Source organism: Micromonospora sp. WMMB235 (assembly GCF_001855515.1).
Lineage (GTDB): Bacteria > Actinomycetota > Actinomycetes > Mycobacteriales > Micromonosporaceae > Micromonospora > Micromonospora aurantiaca.
This window is the reverse complement of record NZ_MDRX01000001.1, coordinates 4874508-4890290: the sequence shown is the minus strand read 5'-3', so window position 1 is coordinate 4890290 and position 15783 is coordinate 4874508. Positions and strand designations below refer to the sequence as shown.

General features: G+C 74.0%; 16 protein-coding genes. 8 read left to right on the top strand and 8 right to left on the bottom strand.

Going from position 1 to position 15783, the window contains the following annotated elements; genetic code table 11:
• Positions 1–248: 248 nt before the first annotated feature.
• The 7 genes from BFV98_RS21525 to BFV98_RS21495 are packed head-to-tail and all read left to right on the top strand — an operon-like array spanning position 249 to position 8574.
• The gene (locus BFV98_RS21525) at positions 249–1427 is read left to right on the top strand and encodes a hypothetical protein (protein ID WP_013288864.1); all 1179 of its coding nucleotides are present in this window, start codon (positions 249–251) and stop codon (positions 1425–1427) included.
• Positions 1414–4110 carry a nitrate- and nitrite sensing domain-containing protein gene (locus tag BFV98_RS21520; RefSeq protein WP_030272106.1) on the top strand — a complete coding sequence of 899 codons (2697 nt, stop codon included), beginning with the start codon at positions 1414–1416 and terminating at the stop codon, positions 4108–4110. The genes BFV98_RS21525 and BFV98_RS21520 overlap by 14 nt, the downstream gene beginning before the upstream one ends.
• On the top strand, positions 4107–4571 hold the full coding sequence (locus tag BFV98_RS21515) for a roadblock/LC7 domain-containing protein (RefSeq protein WP_013288866.1): 465 nt from the start codon (positions 4107–4109) through the stop codon (positions 4569–4571). The genes BFV98_RS21520 and BFV98_RS21515 overlap by 4 nt, the downstream gene beginning before the upstream one ends.
• Complete coding sequence (locus BFV98_RS21510) at positions 4568–5017, top strand: DUF742 domain-containing protein (RefSeq protein ID WP_013288867.1); 450 nt, start codon at positions 4568–4570, stop codon at positions 5015–5017. Before BFV98_RS21515 ends, BFV98_RS21510 begins: the two co-directional genes overlap by 4 nt.
• Complete coding sequence (locus BFV98_RS21505; protein WP_013288868.1) at positions 4995–5756, top strand: ATP/GTP-binding protein; 762 nt, start codon at positions 4995–4997, stop codon at positions 5754–5756. Before BFV98_RS21510 ends, BFV98_RS21505 begins: the two co-directional genes overlap by 23 nt.
• Before the next feature lie 45 nt (positions 5757–5801).
• Positions 5802–6296: a hypothetical protein gene (locus tag BFV98_RS21500; protein WP_013288869.1), complete on the top strand. Its 495-nt coding sequence runs from the start codon at positions 5802–5804 to the stop codon at positions 6294–6296.
• Between the two features lie 37 nt (positions 6297–6333).
• Positions 6334–8574 (top strand): AAA family ATPase, encoded by a 2241-nt coding sequence (locus BFV98_RS21495; protein ID WP_071097592.1) that lies wholly within the window; start codon positions 6334–6336, stop codon positions 8572–8574.
• 19 nt (positions 8575–8593) lie between these two features.
• Here the strand turns inward: BFV98_RS21495 and BFV98_RS21490 are convergent, their stop codons facing one another.
• The 4 genes from BFV98_RS21490 to BFV98_RS21475 form a co-directional block, all read right to left on the bottom strand.
• Positions 8594–9625 (bottom strand): SRPBCC family protein, encoded by a 1032-nt coding sequence (locus tag BFV98_RS21490; protein ID WP_013475077.1) that lies wholly within the window; start codon positions 9623–9625, stop codon positions 8594–8596.
• 3 nt (positions 9626–9628) lie between these two features.
• On the bottom strand, positions 9629–10084 hold the full coding sequence (locus tag BFV98_RS21485) for a hypothetical protein (protein ID WP_013288872.1): 456 nt from the start codon (positions 10082–10084) through the stop codon (positions 9629–9631).
• A 150-nt stretch (positions 10085–10234) separates the two neighbouring features.
• Entirely contained in the window at positions 10235–10744 is a 510-nt protein-coding gene (locus BFV98_RS21480) for a GNAT family N-acetyltransferase (protein ID WP_013288873.1), read from the bottom strand.
• Positions 10745–10894: 150 nt separating this feature from the next.
• Positions 10895–11797 carry a hypothetical protein gene (locus BFV98_RS21475; protein ID WP_071097590.1) on the bottom strand — a complete coding sequence of 301 codons (903 nt, stop codon included), beginning with the start codon at positions 11795–11797 and terminating at the stop codon, positions 10895–10897.
• A 152-nt stretch (positions 11798–11949) separates the two neighbouring features.
• Here BFV98_RS21475 and BFV98_RS21470 point away from each other — a divergent pair, with 152 nt between their 5' ends.
• Complete coding sequence (locus tag BFV98_RS21470) at positions 11950–12162, top strand: hypothetical protein (RefSeq protein WP_013288875.1); 213 nt, start codon at positions 11950–11952, stop codon at positions 12160–12162.
• 6 nt (positions 12163–12168) lie between these two features.
• On the opposite strand, the gene BFV98_RS21465 is transcribed toward BFV98_RS21470, so the two are convergent.
• From BFV98_RS21465 to BFV98_RS21450, 4 genes are all read right to left on the bottom strand, one after another.
• Positions 12169–12657 (bottom strand): DUF3263 domain-containing protein, encoded by a 489-nt coding sequence (locus BFV98_RS21465; RefSeq protein ID WP_071097588.1) that lies wholly within the window; start codon positions 12655–12657, stop codon positions 12169–12171.
• 136 nt (positions 12658–12793) lie between these two features.
• Positions 12794–13807: an ABC transporter permease subunit gene (locus BFV98_RS21460; RefSeq protein WP_013475074.1), complete on the bottom strand. Its 1014-nt coding sequence runs from the start codon at positions 13805–13807 to the stop codon at positions 12794–12796.
• The gene (locus BFV98_RS21455; protein WP_071097586.1) at positions 13804–14802 is read right to left on the bottom strand and encodes an ATP-binding cassette domain-containing protein; all 999 of its coding nucleotides are present in this window, start codon (positions 14800–14802) and stop codon (positions 13804–13806) included. The genes BFV98_RS21460 and BFV98_RS21455 overlap by 4 nt, the downstream gene beginning before the upstream one ends.
• 142 nt (positions 14803–14944) lie before the next feature.
• Positions 14945–15730, bottom strand: coding sequence for a DeoR/GlpR family DNA-binding transcription regulator (locus BFV98_RS21450; protein WP_013288879.1), 786 nt, complete (start codon positions 15728–15730; stop codon positions 14945–14947).
• Positions 15731–15783: the final 53 nt, after the last annotated feature.

Genomic DNA, 15783 nt, shown 5'->3' with positions numbered 1-15783 from the left:
TCGGATCATGTGAATTCACATCTACAGGCGCAAACCATCGTCGATGTCATTTCTCGGCAACACGATCACACGCTACGTACCTTTCGCCCTGACGCAGGGTCACCCAAAATGGACTGACGTGAAGCCGACTCATCGGCCGAGGTCTCACGCGCGTCCGGTTCGGCTACTTTTCCGGTCCGGTGCACGGGACTGCGTACGGCGACCTCCCGGGGCACCGATCGCCCCGCCGTCGCCGGAGGAGACACACCATGACAGTCCCCGCGTCGCGGGTTCGCCGGCGGCCCGCCGTACCGGGCCGCACGCTCGCCCTGGTGCTGGTGCTGGCGCTGCTGGCCCCGCTCGGGCTGATCTTCGTCCAGGCCGAACGCGACTTCGCCGACGACCACGACCTGGTGAGCCGGGAGCGGCTCGGCGTCCGCTACCTGCGCGCCCTCGGGCCGGTCACCGACACGCTGGTGGAGGCCCAGGCCATCGCCGTCGCCGAAGGGGCCGTCTCCCGGGCCTCGCTCGCCGCCGCCATCGAGGGCGTCGCGGAGGTGGACAACGCCGTCGGCGACGAGCTGCGCACCCACGAACGCTGGGCCGGGCTGCGGGCCAAGCTGGAGGCGCTGCCGGACCGCGGGATCGGTGACCCCGAGGCCGCGTACCGGGCCTACGGCGAGGCGTCCGACCTGCTCCTGGCCCTCTACCGGAAGGTACGGGAGAGCTCCGGCCTGATCCGCGACCCGCGCTCCGACTCGTTCTTCCTCCAGGACGGCATCGGCGGGGACCTGCCCACCGCGACGGTGCTGGCCGGGCGGCTCGTCGACCTGGCCCGGCTGTCCGCCAAGCGCCCCGCCGCCGAACGCGCGCGGGTCGGCGCGGAGCTGGCCGAGCTGCGCGTCTCCGCGCTCGGTCCCGCCACCGACCTGGTCGCCGACCTGCGCTCGGCGGTCGACAGCTCGGAGAGCACCGACCTGGGCGCCAACGTGCTCACGCCGCTGGACACCTACCAGCGCTCACTGGAGACGTTCGCTGTCTACTCGGCGCCCGGCGCCGGCCGCTCCGCGCCGAGCACCGACCAGCTCACCCGCGCCGGGATCAGCGCGCAGAACGCCGCCAAGCAGCTCCGCACGGTCATCCTCGACCAGCTCGACGCGCTGCTGCGGGAACGACTCGACGCCCTGGAGCGGGACCGGCTGCTGGGCCGGATCGCCGCCGGGGCGGCGGTGGTGCTGATCGCCGGGATCGTCGCGCTGCACGTGGCCGCGCTGCGCCGGGACCGGTCCCGGGCCACCCCGGCACGCCGGGAACCGGCCGAGGCCGGGCCGGCGCCGACTGTCCACCCGGAGCCACCGCTCTCCGCGCCCGGGGCCGACCGCCAGCCGGTCGCGGTGGGGCACGGTGGCGACGCCGACCGGTGGAGGCCGTTCGATGCTGCTCGGTAGGTTACGCATCCGGGGCAAGCTCGCCCTGCTGGTCATCATTCCGCTGCTCAGCATGGTCGGACTCGCCGTACCGGTCGTCATCGACCGGGTCACCGCCGCCCGGGATGCAGCCGACACCGCCGAGACCGTCCGCGTCGCCAGCCGGGTCGGCAGCCTGGTCCAGGACCTCCAGCAGGAACGCCTGCTGTCGGTCGGGCTGCTGCTCGGGCGGGTGAGCCGGACCGAGCTGATCCAGAAGTCGGCCACCGTCGACGACCGGGTCGCGGACCTGCGCGCCGAGACGCTGCCGACGGCGGTCCGCAAGAGCCTCGACGGGGTACGCCGGCTGGAGGACGTCCGCAACGCCACGCTCGGCGGCCGGGCCACGCCGCAGCAGATCCTGACCGTGTTCGGCGAGGTCGACACCGCCCTGATCGACGCGCTACGGCTGCCCTTCCAGGTGGACACCGACACCGCGGCCGGACGGCAGGTGCTCGCCCTGGACGCGCTGCTGCGCGTCGACGAGGCACTGAGCTCGTGCACCACGCAGATCGTGCTGGTGAAGGCGACGGGCGATCCGCAGGTGGCCCGGTCGTTCGTGGCCTGCATGGCGGGGCTCAACGTCGACAACCGGCGGTTCCGCAAGCTGATCACGCCGGAGCAGCTGAAGGTGGCCGAGCTGGACGACGCGGCGGTGGCCGCCCGGACCAGCCCGACGTTCCTGGTGGACAGCCTCCGGGATCCGGACAAGGCGATCGCGCCGGTGCCGCTGGACGTGCTGTTCCCGTCGGCCCGGTCGATGATCACGCTGGGCCAGTTCGTGGAGAAGAAGGTCGTCGCGGACGTCATCGCGGAGACCCGCGCCCGGGAACGGGAGGCCCTGACCGCGGCCTGGCTGGTCAGCCTGGCGGCGGCGGCGATCCTGCTCGTCGTGGTGCTGCTGAGCATGACGGTGGCGCGTACGGTGGCCCGGCCGCTGAGCCGGCTCACCCGCTCCGCCGAGCGGGTCGCCCGGGTCACCGAGGCCGAGCTGACCCGGGTCGCCGACGACGAGTCCGAGACGGTCCCCCCGGTACGCCTCGACCCGGTGGAAATCAGCGCCCGGGACGAGATCGGCGACCTGGCCCGCGCGTTCGACCGGGTGCAGCACACCGCCGCCCGGCTGGTCGAGCGGCAGGTCGCCGGGCGGCGCAACGTGGCGCAGATGTTCGGCCACGTCGGCCGGCGTACGCAGAACCTCGTCGGCCGCCAGATCGCGCTCATCGACCGGCTGGAACGGCAGGAGACCGACCCGGGCCGCCTGGAGCACCTCTATCGGCTGGACCACATCTCCAGCCGGCTGCGCCGCAACGCGGGCAGCCTGGTGGTGCTCTCCGGCGCCACCGGCTCGGACGGTCACGTGGCGCCGGTCCCGCTGGCCGACGTGGTCCGGCTCGCGCTCGGCGAGATCGAGGACTACACCCGCGTCGACGTGGAGGTACCGCCCGGCGTGGCGGCGGCCCCCGCCATCGCGGGCGACCTGGTGCTGACGCTCGCCGAGCTGATGGAGAACGCCACCTCGTTCTCGCCGCCGCACACCCGTGTGGTGGTGACCGGTGAGCTGACCGACGGCGGCGCACGACTTGTCGTGGTCGACCACGGCATCGGCCTGACCGAGGACCGGATGACCGAGGAGAACGCCCGGTTCACCCGGCGGGAACGCCTCGACCTCGCCCCGACCGAGGTGCTCGGCCTGTTCGTGGTCGGCCGGCTGGCCCGCCGGCACGGCTGGAGCGTCCGGCTGAGCCACACCCCCGGTAGCGGCGTCACCGCCGCCCTGGAGATCCCGGGCGCCTCGCTCGTGATCCGCCGCCCCGAGCCGGTCGGCGCCGGCGCCGGCCGGGCCGCCGTGCCCGGCACCCGCGAGCCGGAGCCACCGGCCGTCGAGGCGCCGTCCGGCTTCGACGCCGAGCTGCTGACCCGGGCCACGCGCAGCATGTCCAGCGGCGACCCGTGGAACGCCTTCGGCCACCAGGCCGACACCGCGGAGCCGATCGAGGACCAGGGCCAGGCCACCGGCGGTCCGCCGCCGGCCTGGCCGCCGTCGGACACCCGGCCGGCCGGACCGGCGGCGCGTCCCGGGCACGTCTCCCCGCCGACACCGGTCGTCGGCCCGGCCCCGGCCGCTCCCCCGGCCGCCGGGCCGGCGACCGGCCCGACCCTGACGCCGCCGGCCACCCGCCCGGCCCCGGCGCCCGCCGGGTCATCCCCGGTCATGCCGGCGCCGACCGGGCCGAACCCGGTCGGGCCGCCCGCCGGGCGGCCCGGTACCCGCTCGCCGATCCGGCAGCGGGTGCCCGGCGCGAACCTGCCGGCCACCCCGCCCGCCGGCCCGGCCGGACCGGCCACCGGCGGACCACTGATCGGCGTACCGGCGGACCCGTCGAGCGTCCGGGCCCTGGTCGAGGCGTTCCAGGACGGGGTACGGCGGGCCGAGGGCGACGTCGACCACGCGCCCCCGGCTGCGGAACGGCCCCGGCTCAGCCGCCGGGTGCCCGGCGCGAACCTGTCCGTCTCCCCGGCGCAGTCCGTGCCCCCCACCAGCTCCGACCCCGGCGACCCCGTCGAGGTACGCAACCGGATCAGCGAGTTCGAGGCGGGCGTCGCCCGTGCTCTGCGCGAAGTCAGTACCGACCGCCGCTACGAAGAGGACCCATCACGGTGACCAGCCCCTTCCTCCACGAGAACGTCGAACAGAGCACCACCGGCGACCTCAGCCCCGAGGCACGCACCTTCAACTGGCTGCTCGACTCGTTCACCTCCAGCACCGCCGGGGTGATGGAGGCGATCGCGGTCTCCTCGGACGGGCTGCTGATGGCCATGTCCGCGATCAAGGACCGGTCCAACGCGGAACGGCTCGCCGCCGTGGTCTCCGGCATGACCAGTCTCGCCGGGGGCGCGGCGAGCTGGTACGCGCTCGGCGCGCTCAACCGGGTGATCGTCGACATGGCCGAGGGATACCTGCTGATCAGCGCGATCAGCAGCGGCTCGGTGCTCGGCGTCGTCGCCGACCGCACGGCGAACCTGGGCACCGTGGCGTACGAGATGACGCTGTTCGCCGGCCGCGCCGGCGGCGCCCTGAGTCCGCGCCTGATCGCCGAGCTGAAGAACGCCGTACAGCAATGATCCCAGGGGCCGCCGGCGCGGACCCGGAGCCGGAACCCGGCGTCCGGATCCGCCCCTTCCTGCACGCGTCCGCTCCGGTGCCGGAGCCGGACGCGGGCGACGGGGAGCCGACCGGCCCACGCCCCTTCGTGCTGACCTCCGGACGGGTGGACGGCGACCCGGCGATCGGCCTGGAGACCCAGGTCACCGCTCGTCCGGGCAGCACCTCGTGGGCGGTGACCGCCCGGTTGGCCCCGGAGCTGGCGGCGATCGTCGCGATCTGCGCCGAGCCCGTCTCGGTGGCCGAGATCTCCGCCCGGACCCGGATGCACTTCGGGGTGACCCGGGTGCTGGTCGGCGACCTTCGCGCCGCCGGCCATCTCGACGTGCACGTCGCGGACGTCGACGACGCCCTCGATCCCGACATCATCCTGCGAGTGATTGATGGACTTCGTGCGATCTCCTGAATGGCCGGCGGCCGCCACGGGTGGGCCGGCCGCCAACAGCGCCCCGAGCCGCTACGGCGGCCCGGCGCCGCTGATCGGCCGGGCCACGCCACCCCCGCCCACGCCGCCACTGCCGTACCTGCCGCCGGGTGTGCCGCCGGCCGAACCTGCCCCGATCGTCAGCCGGGTACCGGCGCCCCGGCCGCCGATCCCGGTCAAGATCCTCATAGCCGGCGGGTTCGGGGTCGGCAAGACCACCACTGTCGGCGCGATCTCCGAGATCGCGCCGCTGACCACCGAGGCGGAGATGACCACCGCCGGCATCGGCATCGACGACCCGGGCGGGGTCGCCGGCAAGACCACCACCACCGTCGCCATGGACTTCGGCTGCGTGACCATCGACCGCAGCCTGAAGCTCTACCTCTTCGGTACGCCCGGCCAGGCGCGCTTCGGGTTCATGTGGGACGACCTGGCCCGGGGCGCGCTCGGCGCGCTCGTGGTGGTGGACAGCGCCCGGCTCGACGACTGCTACCCGGCGATCGACTTCTTCGAGCGGTCCGGCCTGCCGTTCGCGGTGGGCGTCAACGCCTTCGACGGCCGGCTGGCCCTGGACCTGCCGTCGATCCGCTGGGCGCTGGCGATCGGCGAGCACGTGCCGCTGGTGCAGTTCGACGCCCGGGACCGCCTCTCGGTACGGGACGCCCTGCTCGTCGTCCTGGACCGTGCGCTGGACCGGGCCACCCGATCCCGGGCAGGCTGAACTCGCAGTCGTTTCGATCCGTTGTCTGGCGAAGGGGTGGACGCCATGAGAGGTGATCTGGACGAGACACTGGCCCGGATGGCACGGCGCGAGGAGGCGCTGCGCCGCCGGGCGCCGATGCCCGGCGAACCGGCCGGGACGCCCGAGCGGGACGTGCCCGTGGAGGCGGCGGACGAGCCGGGCGACGAGCGGGCGGGGCGCGGCGCGTACCGGCTGCGCGGTGGCGAGGCGCCGGTTCGGCGTGACCCGGTCGAGGAGGTCGCCGAGGCGGTCCGGAGGGTGGTGGCGGAGCACCCCGGGCTGGCCGTGACGCTGCGCGTGGAACTGGGCGAGCAGGCGTACCCGCTGCGGGTCTCCTGGTCCGGCGCGGCGGTGACGGTGGGCCCGGCGGCGCCGCCCGCGCCGCCGCCGGCGTGGCCCATGTCGGTGAAGACGGTGCCCGCGCCCGGCCACGACCCGCTGGAATCCGACCCGGCGGCCCGGCTGGCCGAGATGATCCGGCGCGACCCGTCGCTCCTGGACGACCCGGGCCCGCGCTGACCCGGCACCCGATGATCGGGGCGGCTACTGTCGGCGGGTGGCCGAACCCGACCTGACCCTGACCGCGACGCTGCGGCCGGCCGCGCTCGACGCCCGCCGCGGCGTGGTGCGCCTGCATCCCGAGGTGCTCACCGCGCTGGCGCTGCGCCCCGGCGACCCGGTACGCCTGACCGGCCGCCGGGTCACCGCCGGCATCGCGGCCGCCGCCGAGCCGAGCACCAGCGGCGCCCTCCTGCACGCCGACGACCTGCTGCTGGGCAACCTCGGCCTGCGGGCCGGCGGCCAGGTCACTGTGAGCCCGCTGCCGGCGACCCCGGCACGCCGGCTCACCCTCTCCGGCCCGGCCGCTGTGGTCGCCGCGGTCCCGCCGGAGATGCTGCGGCTCGCGCTGCTGGGCAAGGTGGTCACCGCCGGGGACGACGTCTCGCTGCTGCCGCAGGACGTGCTGCCGGACGCCGCCGTGCGCGGCCTGATCGAGGCCGCGCGGCGCAGTCTGGCCAGTTCCGTCGGGTACGCCTGGACGAGCACGTTACTCACAGTCGTGTCGGCCGAACCGGCGGTCGGCGCGCTCGTCACCATGGACACGGTGGTGGGCTGGGAGCACGGCGCCGCCACCCGCGGCTCCGGCCCGGCGTCCTCGGCCTCCCCCGCGCGGTTCTCCGCCCCCGCCACGCCGCCCGGGACGGAACCCGACGGGGACCTGCTCGGTCCGGAGGACGCGCCCGACGTGGACGAACTGCCCGGCCTGCGCGCCCAGGCCGAGGAGCTGACCGAACTGCTGGATCTGGGCTTCCACCACCGTGAGGTGCTGGGCCGGCTCGGCACCACCGTCTCGCTCGGTGTGCTGGTGGAGGGCCCGGCGGGCTCGGGCAAGTCCGCGCTGGTGCGTGCCGTCGCCGCCCGGGTCGGCGCGGGCGTACGGCCGCTCTGGGCGCCCGAGCTGGCCGCGCTCAGCAATGACGCGGCGGCACGCCGGCTGCGCGAGGCCGCCTCGGCGGTACGCGCCGGTGGTCCCGCCGTGCTGCTGGTCACCGACGTGGAGTCGATCGCCCCGGCCGACGAGCCGGGCCCCCTGGCCACGGTGTTCCGCCAGGTGGTGGCCGAGACGCTGCGGGCCGGTGCCGCTGTGGTGTGCACCAGCGGACGCCCCGAGGCGGTGGATCCGGCGCTGCGCGGCCCGGACCTGCTCGCGCTGCGGATCACCGTGCCGCTGCCCGACGCGGCGCTGCGCCGGGAGCAGTTGACGGTGCTGACCCGTGAGGTGCCGCTCGCAGGTGACGTCCGGCTGGACGAGGTGGCCGCCCGTACCCCCGGGTTCGTCGCGGCGGACCTGGCGGCGCTGGTACGCGAGGCAGGGGTACGCGCGGCGCTGCGCCAGAAGACGGCGGAGACGCCGACGGTGGCGATGGCCGACTTCACCGCCGCGCTGGAGGTGGTCCGGCCGACCACGATGTCCGCGTCCACGCTGGAGCTGGCGTCGGTGACGCTGGACGACGTGGGCGGGCTGCACGAGGTCAAGCAGACGCTCACCGAGTCGGTGCTGTGGCCGCTCACCTATCCGGACACGTTCGCCCGGCTGGGCGTGACGCCGCCGCGCGGGGTGCTGCTCTACGGTCCGCCCGGCTGCGGCAAGACCTACCTGGTGACCGCGCTGGCCGGGTCCGGGCGGGCGAACGTGCTGTCGGTGAAGGGCGCGGAGCTGCTCTCGAAGTGGGTGGGTGAGAGCGAGCGGGCGGTCCGGGAGCTGTTCCGCCGCGCCCGCCAGGCCGCACCCACGCTCGTCTTCCTCGACGAGGTGGACGCGCTGGCCCCGATACGCGGGCAGGCCACCGACGGCGGTACGACCGACCGGGTGGTGGCGGCGCTGTTGACCGAACTGGACGGGGTGGAGGCACTGCGCAACGTGGTGGTGGTCGGCGCGACCAACCGCCCCGAACTGGTCGACCCGGCGCTGCTGCGTCCCGGCCGGCTGGAACGGCTGGTCTACGTGCCGCCGCCGGACGGCCCGGCGCGTACGGAGATCCTCCGCGCCTCGGCCCGGGACGTCCCGCTCGCGCCGGACGTGGACCTCGACGCGCTCGGCGCAGAGCTGGACGGCTTCTCCGCCGCCGACTGCGCCGCGCTGATCCGGGAGGCGGCGCTGGCAGCCATGCGGGAGTCGCTGAGCGCGAGCACCGTGACCGCCGCGCACGTCGAGGCGGCCCGGAACCGGGTCCGCCCCTCCCTGGACCCGGTGCAGCTCGCGCACCTGGAGTCGTACGCCACGGGCCGGTCCTGACGAACCGGCCCGCCTCCGGTCAGCGCTCGTCGCGGCGGCGGGCGGCCGGGCGGCGAGGCCTCTCCGGGACACGGCGGCGGCGCTCGGGTTCGCGCTGCCCGCGGGCCGTCCGGCTGCGGGCACGCTCCGGCTCGGTCAGGACCGGCTCGTCGGCGTACTCGTCGTCGTCGAAGTCGTTGCCCTCGTCGTAGGCGGCGTACTCGTCGTCGGCCGGCCCGGCGTCTCCCCGCTCCTCCCGGAGCGCGGTCTCGTGGTCCTTGACGACCTGGGAGTCCTCGATCTCGCCGCGCCAGCCCTCGACCGCGTCCGGGTCGAGCACGGTCCGGGTCATCACGTGCCGGACGAAGTGCTTCAGCTCCAGCCGGACCCGCCGGCCCTGCGCCCGCCACAGGTTGCCGGTGTGCTCGAAGAAGCCCTGCGGGTGGTACTCCAGCACGACCAGGATCCGGGTCAGCTCCGGGGCGACCTCGTGGAAGCTGACGGTGCCGTCGACCGAGCCCTTCTCGCCCTTCGACCGCCAGTGGACGAGCCGGTCCGGGATCTGCCGGACGATCGTCGACTCCCAGCTCCGGTGCGACCAGAGCACCTGCGCCTTCCAGGTCATCTTCTCGTCGGCGTCGCAGTCGGCCTGCTCGACCTTCTTCATGAAGCTCGGGAAGTCGCCGAACGTCGTCCACTGGTTGTAGGCGACCCGGACCGGCACGCCGACCTCGACGGTCTCGACGATGTTGGTGACCTTGAGCTTCTGGCCGCCGTCCCGGCCACCCTTGCGACCGAACGCCGCCATCAGCTTCTCCTTACCGCCGGCCAGGCCGGCATGGAACATCGCCCTCACCGGGGAGGCACCCTCGGCGAGCCGTTGCGCGCCGGTGGCGGCGGCGACCAGGCCAGGATCGCCGCCCTGCTTCGCGTACTCGCTCAGCCGCCCGGTGGCGTCGGTGACCCGTTCGGTGACCACCTGCACGGCCCGCTCACCGAGCGCGGAGGCGAGGTTGCGCAGCTCGCCGCCGATCTGGTCGCGGGCCCGGTCGGCCAGGCTGCCCGTCGCCACGGCTCACCGCCCCCGATCGGCTCGGGCCGGCACCGGCGCGCCGGGCTGGTCGTCCAGTTCCTGCTCCTCGTCCGGCGCGGAACGCTCGGCGCCCGGCCCGGAACGGTCCTCGTCCGACGCGGAACGCCCGGCGTCCGGCCGGCCCGTACCCGCCTTGCGGCGCAACGCACCGGCGCCCTCACGCAGTCGTCCGCCGATGGCGTCGATGCCGTTGCCGGCGGCGGCGGTCGCGGCCGCGCGGCCCGCGGCCACCAGCGGCGGTGCCAGCCCGCCGAGGTTGCGCAGCTGCGGGTTCGCGGCCATCAGGTCCGCGCCGAGCTGCTTCAGGCCGCCCGGGCGCCGACTGGCCCGCCCGGCGGCGACCGCCGCGGCGAGCGTCAGCGCGGTACGCATCTTCTTCCGGCGACCCAGCAGGTAGCCGAGACCGACGGCGAACGCCACCCGTGTTCCGCTCTTCATCCGCTCTCCTCCGCGCTCCCCGGGAAAGTCAGGGCCCGGAGACGCGGGCAGTACCCGTCACCCCCTCGGCAAAACACTTCCGTGCAAGCACGAAACCACCCACCGAGGCGACTCTGAGCAGGAGAAACGTGATCGGGGAAGGAAGCGGGGTCAGCGGATCGGCAGGGCCGAATCCAGGGACATCCGGGCGTGCAGCACTCCATCTTCCTCACGCAGTTCCGCGCCGCACTTACGCAGCACCGAGATCGCCCCCGCGTTGTCCGGCGTGGTGTTCGCGACCACCGTGTGCATCCCGGCCCCGGCGGCGACGTGCAGCAACTGCCGCAGCGCCGCGGCGCCCAGGCCCCGGCCCCGCGCGGACCGGCCGAGCCACATGCCGGTCTCCACTGTTCCCGGCTCGTCCCGGCGGGTCATCCGCACCATGCCGACGACCTCACCGCCGGAGACGATCGCGTACATGGCGGTGCCGGTCGGGCCGTTCAGCCCGCCGAGGCTGGCGCGGTGAAACTCGCGGAACGCGTCGCGGCGGGCCAGCGACCAGCCCGCGGGGGCGTCCACCGGAGGCATGACGTCCTCCGGTTCCGCCTCGGCCGCCGCTACGGAGAGCAACGGTTCCAGGTTCCGTTCGTCCACCGGCTCCAGCCGTACAGCACCCGTCACGTCGCGCAGTCTGCCGCGCGTGGTCCGGGTCGTCCACCCCTTTGGGGAGGGATTGCCGCTATGGCCGACCGCCTCGTCCGGTCGTACCCCCGGGGTGTTCCCGCCTCACGCTGCGTTGTCATCCGACCGGTCGTTCCGACGTGAGCGTGCTCACGCCGAAGGGCCGAACTCGCAGAGCACAGCCGAGGCGTCGTCGGTGCGCTTGTGCCGCCGCAGCCGGTCCGGGTGGTCCCGCTCGGCAGCGCGGACCCGGTCGATCAGCCCTTCCGGACCCTCCACCGTCAGCACCTCCAGCAACCCGGCCCAGTCGAACAGGCCGAACTGGTCGACAGCGCAGGAGGCGCCGTCGCTGAGCAGCGCGGCCCGGCGCAGCGCCCCCGGACCGCGCAGCGGAAGCGTCCCGGTGAGCGCGTGGTAGGCCGCGTCCGGGTCGCTCGCCGCCGCCCAGTAGCCGTGGGTGCGGTTCATCCGGGTCCGCTGCACGGTCGTCGCGCGCCGGAACCGGGTCACCGGGTCGGTCTCGCCGTCCGGCAGTGCGGCGACGCTGCGGCGCAGGTCCGCCACCGCGTCGGCCAGCCGGTCGTCGGTGACCACCTCGATCCCCTGGTCGGTGTCGAGCACCAGTGGGCTGTCGCAGAGCACCAGGTAGTCGACCCGGTCGCCGCTGTGCCGGAGCAGGCAGACGGTGGAGGACGGGGTGCCGGGATGGTCGAGGTCACACGTTCCGCCGTGATCGGCCCGCACCGCGAGGATCGCCGCCGCGAGGCTGCTCATCAGCGTGGCGGCGGGGCGGGCCGCGATCGCCAGGCCGATCCGGGCGGCCAGGTGCCGGACGTACCAGGCGGGACCGTGCACGCAGCCGGTGTCGAAGCCCTCGGGCACCGTCGCGCCGTCGAGGACGCCGACGAGCGGGCCGAACCGGAAGACCGCGTCCTCGTTCTCCGGTCGGCCGGGCGCCGGGTCGGAGGCGGAACGCACCCGCATCACCGGCGCCTCCGCGACCGGGCGGGCCAGCCTGCTGCCGATCGCGTACCGGCGGTCTGGTGCCCCCATCGTCGGCCTCCGTTCGTCGTCGCGGGCCGCCTACCCGGACCGCGGCCGGTCATCCGCCGGCCGACCCGATCGAGGTAACCGTGCGTCATCTTCTCCGGACCTTCGGTAGCGTCGGACGCGACCGGGTCGGTCCCGGCGACAGGGGGTACGAGATGTTGGAGCGGTTGCACGAGGGCGGCATCCGGGCGGAGCACGCCTACCTCGCCGGGTTCGTCAGCATCGGCCTCTCGGTGACCAGCTGGTTCCTCTCCAAGCACATGGAGCGCGCCGGGGTGGCGCGGGCGGACCGCTGGGGCATCTTCATCGGCGAGTGGGCCCCGACGTTCTTCGCCATCGGCAACGGGTTGCGCACGTACGAGAAGTGACGCCGGTCAGCGGCGCCGGTTACGGGCACGCGACGAGCGCAGCCGACGCAGCCGGCCGATCAGCACCGGCTCGGCGGCGAGCGCGGCCGGCTGGTCGAGCAGGGCGTTGAGCAGCTGGTAGTAGCGGGTCGCGGAGAGCCCGAACGTGTCCCGGATGGCTTGTTCCTTGGCGCCGGCGTGCTTCCACCACTGCGCCTCGAACGCGAGGATCCGCTGCTCCCGCTCGGTCAGGCCGGCCGGCGTCGTGCCTACAGCGGCCGCCTCCGCCGCGTCTGGACCGGCCTGCTCGACCGGCGCGGCGGACTCGACGGGCGGCGCGGCGGGCCCGGCCGTGGCGGGCTCGGCGGGCCGGGCGGACTCCGACGGCTCCGACGGTGCGGTGGACTCGACGGGCGGAGCGGTGCGCGGTGGCGGAACAGTCCCGCCCGCGTGGCGCGTACCCGCTGCCGGGCCGGACCGGTCGACGGCGGCCCGCTGCGAGGCGTCGGCGGACATGGCGCTCCTCTCCGACGGCGGGTGACCGGCACGCGGAGCGCGCCGGCCGGGGGAGCCCCAGCGTAACCAGGGCCGCCCCCGGCCGCATCGGACGCGGGGTCCGCGCCGCCGGCACCGGCCGGCGGCGCGGACCAGGTCAGGCGATGTCCCGCCGGCGCATCGTCCAGAACGCGGCCGCCAACGCGCCCACCAGCGCCACGCCGAACACCACAGCCGACTGCTGCCAGGTGACCACGTACGTCGCAGGCTCGCAGGCGCCCTGGGAGAACTGGCAGGTGTCGTAGTCGAACAGTTCCGCCTGCTTCAGGAACCACGACTGGGCGTACGTGGACAGCACGTACCGGTCACCGAACTGGACCCCGAGCACGGCGACCGCGATCCGGATGCCGATCTCGCTCACCGCGAAGATGCCCACCGCCGCGCCGAGCGCCATCGCCGTGTGCCGGCCGAGCGAGGCCAGCGCGAACCCGACCGCCGCCACGAGCAGCGTCATCCCCAGCGCCCGCAGACCGTCCAGCCCGATCGACTGCCACACTCCGGCGGTCATCTTCGCGGTGCTGCCGCGCTGGCTGGCGATCAGCCAGAACGCCGCCGTCCAGAGCGCGCCGAGCACCACGGTCAGGCCGAACACGGTGGTGAGCAGGGCGGCCAGCTTCGTGCCCAGCACGGTCAGTCGTTTCGGCCGCCAGAGCAACAGGTTCATCATTCCGCCGGTGTTCCACTCGGCGCCCACGAAGGAGGCGCCGACGATGAAGCCGAACAGCGCCACGGAGGCGGCGAACACGGCGATGAACAGGGGGAACTCGGCCCGGAAGTCGAACTGGTACGGCAGGTACCACTTCGCCTCGAACATGTCGGGCTGCGGCTGGTAGTCCTTGCCGCAGTTCGGGCCGTACCGTTCCTCGGTCTTCTCGCCGCGCGCCTGGGCCGCCTCGCACTCCGCGATGGTGCGCTTCCATTCCGTCATCGCGGACTGGTAGTCGTTGTTCGCCTTGGCCTCGGCCTCTGCGACCACGACGGGCGAGAGCTTCTCGCTGGAGAAGCTGAACGCGGTCGCGACGGTGGCCAGGCCGAGCACCAGCAGCACGAGCATCAGCCGGGTCACCCGGCGCTTGCCGAGCCGGCGCAGCTCGGTGACGAACAGGCTCATGCGCCCCAACCTCCTGCGGTGCCGGTCTGGTCGACCTTGGCGGACTGATCGACCTGACGGTGCTGGCCGGGGACCGGCGCGGTGGCGGTCAGTTCGAGGAAGACGCTCTCCAGGTCGACAGCGACCGGGGTTAGCTCGCTGACGTACAGGCCCTGCTCGGCGAGGAGCCGGCTGACGGTGGCCGGCTTGTCCACGCCGGACAGCATCAGGTGGTCCGGCTCGGCGGCCACGTGGACCCCGGCCCGGGTGAGCGCGTCGGCGGCCTGGGGCAGGTCGCTGACCGCCTCCAGGCGTACCCGCACGGCACCCTGGGAGTGGGCCGCGAGCACCTGGTCGACCGGACCGAACGCGACCCGGCGGCCGAGCGAGATGATGGTGACCGAGTCGCAGATGAGCTGGATCTCGCCCAGGATGTGGCTGGAGAGCACCACTGTCATCCCGGCCTCGGACAGCTCCCGCATCAGCCCGCGCATCTCCCGGATGCCGCCCGGGTCGAGGCCGTTCGCCGGCTCGTCGAGGATCAGCAGCTTGGGGTTCTTGAGCAGCGCGGAGGCGACCGCGAGGCGCTGCTTCATGCCGAGCGAGTAGGTCTTGACCCGCTCACCGGCCCGGTCGCGCAGCCCGACCAGCTCCAGCACCTCGTCCACGCGCCGCTTGGGCAGCTCACCGGCCTGGGCGAGCAGGCCGAGCGTGTCCCGCGCGGTGAAGTGCGGGAAGAACTGCGGACTCTCCACGATGGCGCCGACCTGCCCGGCGACCGCCGGCAGCGCGTGCGGCAGCTCCTGGCCGAGGATGGCCATCCGGCCGCCGTTCGGCTTGATCAGGCCGAGCAGCGTCCGCAGCGTGGTGGTCTTGCCCGAACCGTTCGGGCCGAGGAAGCCGTGCACCTGGCCGGCTTCCACTCGCATGTCGAAGCCGTCGAGCGCGTGGCGAACCCCGCGTTTCCGGCTTCGGTACGTCTTGCGGAGACCTTCGATCTCCAGGACAGCCGACACAGCTGACCTCCCCCGATAAGTAGGCGTCAGCGACACCATACGCGGTATGCACCGGAAGGCAATACCCGGTATGCAGTGTCGGCGCGTTAAAAAGGGGCCCCTCCTCTACCGCAGGCGTTAAGAAGGGGCCCTTCCTTGCACGTCAGGCGCAGACGACGTGGACGCCCGCCTCACGGAACGCCGCCACCACGTCCGGCGACGCGCCGGAGTCGGTCACCAGCGTCTCGACCCGGTCCACCGGGCAGATCCGGGCGAACGCGTGCCCGCCGAGCTTCGACGAATCGGCTATCACGACGACCCGCTTGGCCCGGGCCACCATGAGGCTGTTCATGGCCGCCTCGCCCTCGTGGTGCGCGGCGGCGCCGAGCTGCGGGTCGATCGCGTCCACGCCGAGCAGCGCCACGTCCAGCGTGACCTCGCGCAGCAGCGCCCCGCCGAGCGGGCCGACCAGTTCGAACGACTTCGGCCGGACCACGCCGCCGGCCACCACCACCTTCATCCGCGAGCGCACCAGCAGCTCGTTGGCGATGTTCAGCGCGTTCGTCACCACTGTGAGCTGGGCACCCTCGGCGCTGGTGTTGAGGTCGGGGCGGACGGCGAGCGCCCGCGCCACCTCGGTGCTCGTGGTGCCGCCGTTGAGACCGACGACGGTGCCCGGCGACACGAGCGCCGCGGCGGCGGTGCCGATCCGCTGCTTCTCGGCCGAGTGCTTCGCGGTCTTGTAGCGCAGCGGCAGGTCGTAGGAGACGCCGTTGGCGACCGCGCCACCCCGGGTACGGGTGATCATCTGCTGCTGGGCGAGCTGGTCGAAGTCGCGCCGGATGGTGGCCTGGGAGACGTCGAGCCGCCCGGCCGCCTCCTCGACGCTGACCCGGCCGCTGTCGGTCAGCATCTCCAGCAGCGCGTTCCAGCGCGCGTAGCGGTCCACCGCGGGGCCCTCCCCAGACTGTGCGTGAACGGTGATCGGTTGCGTGCACACTA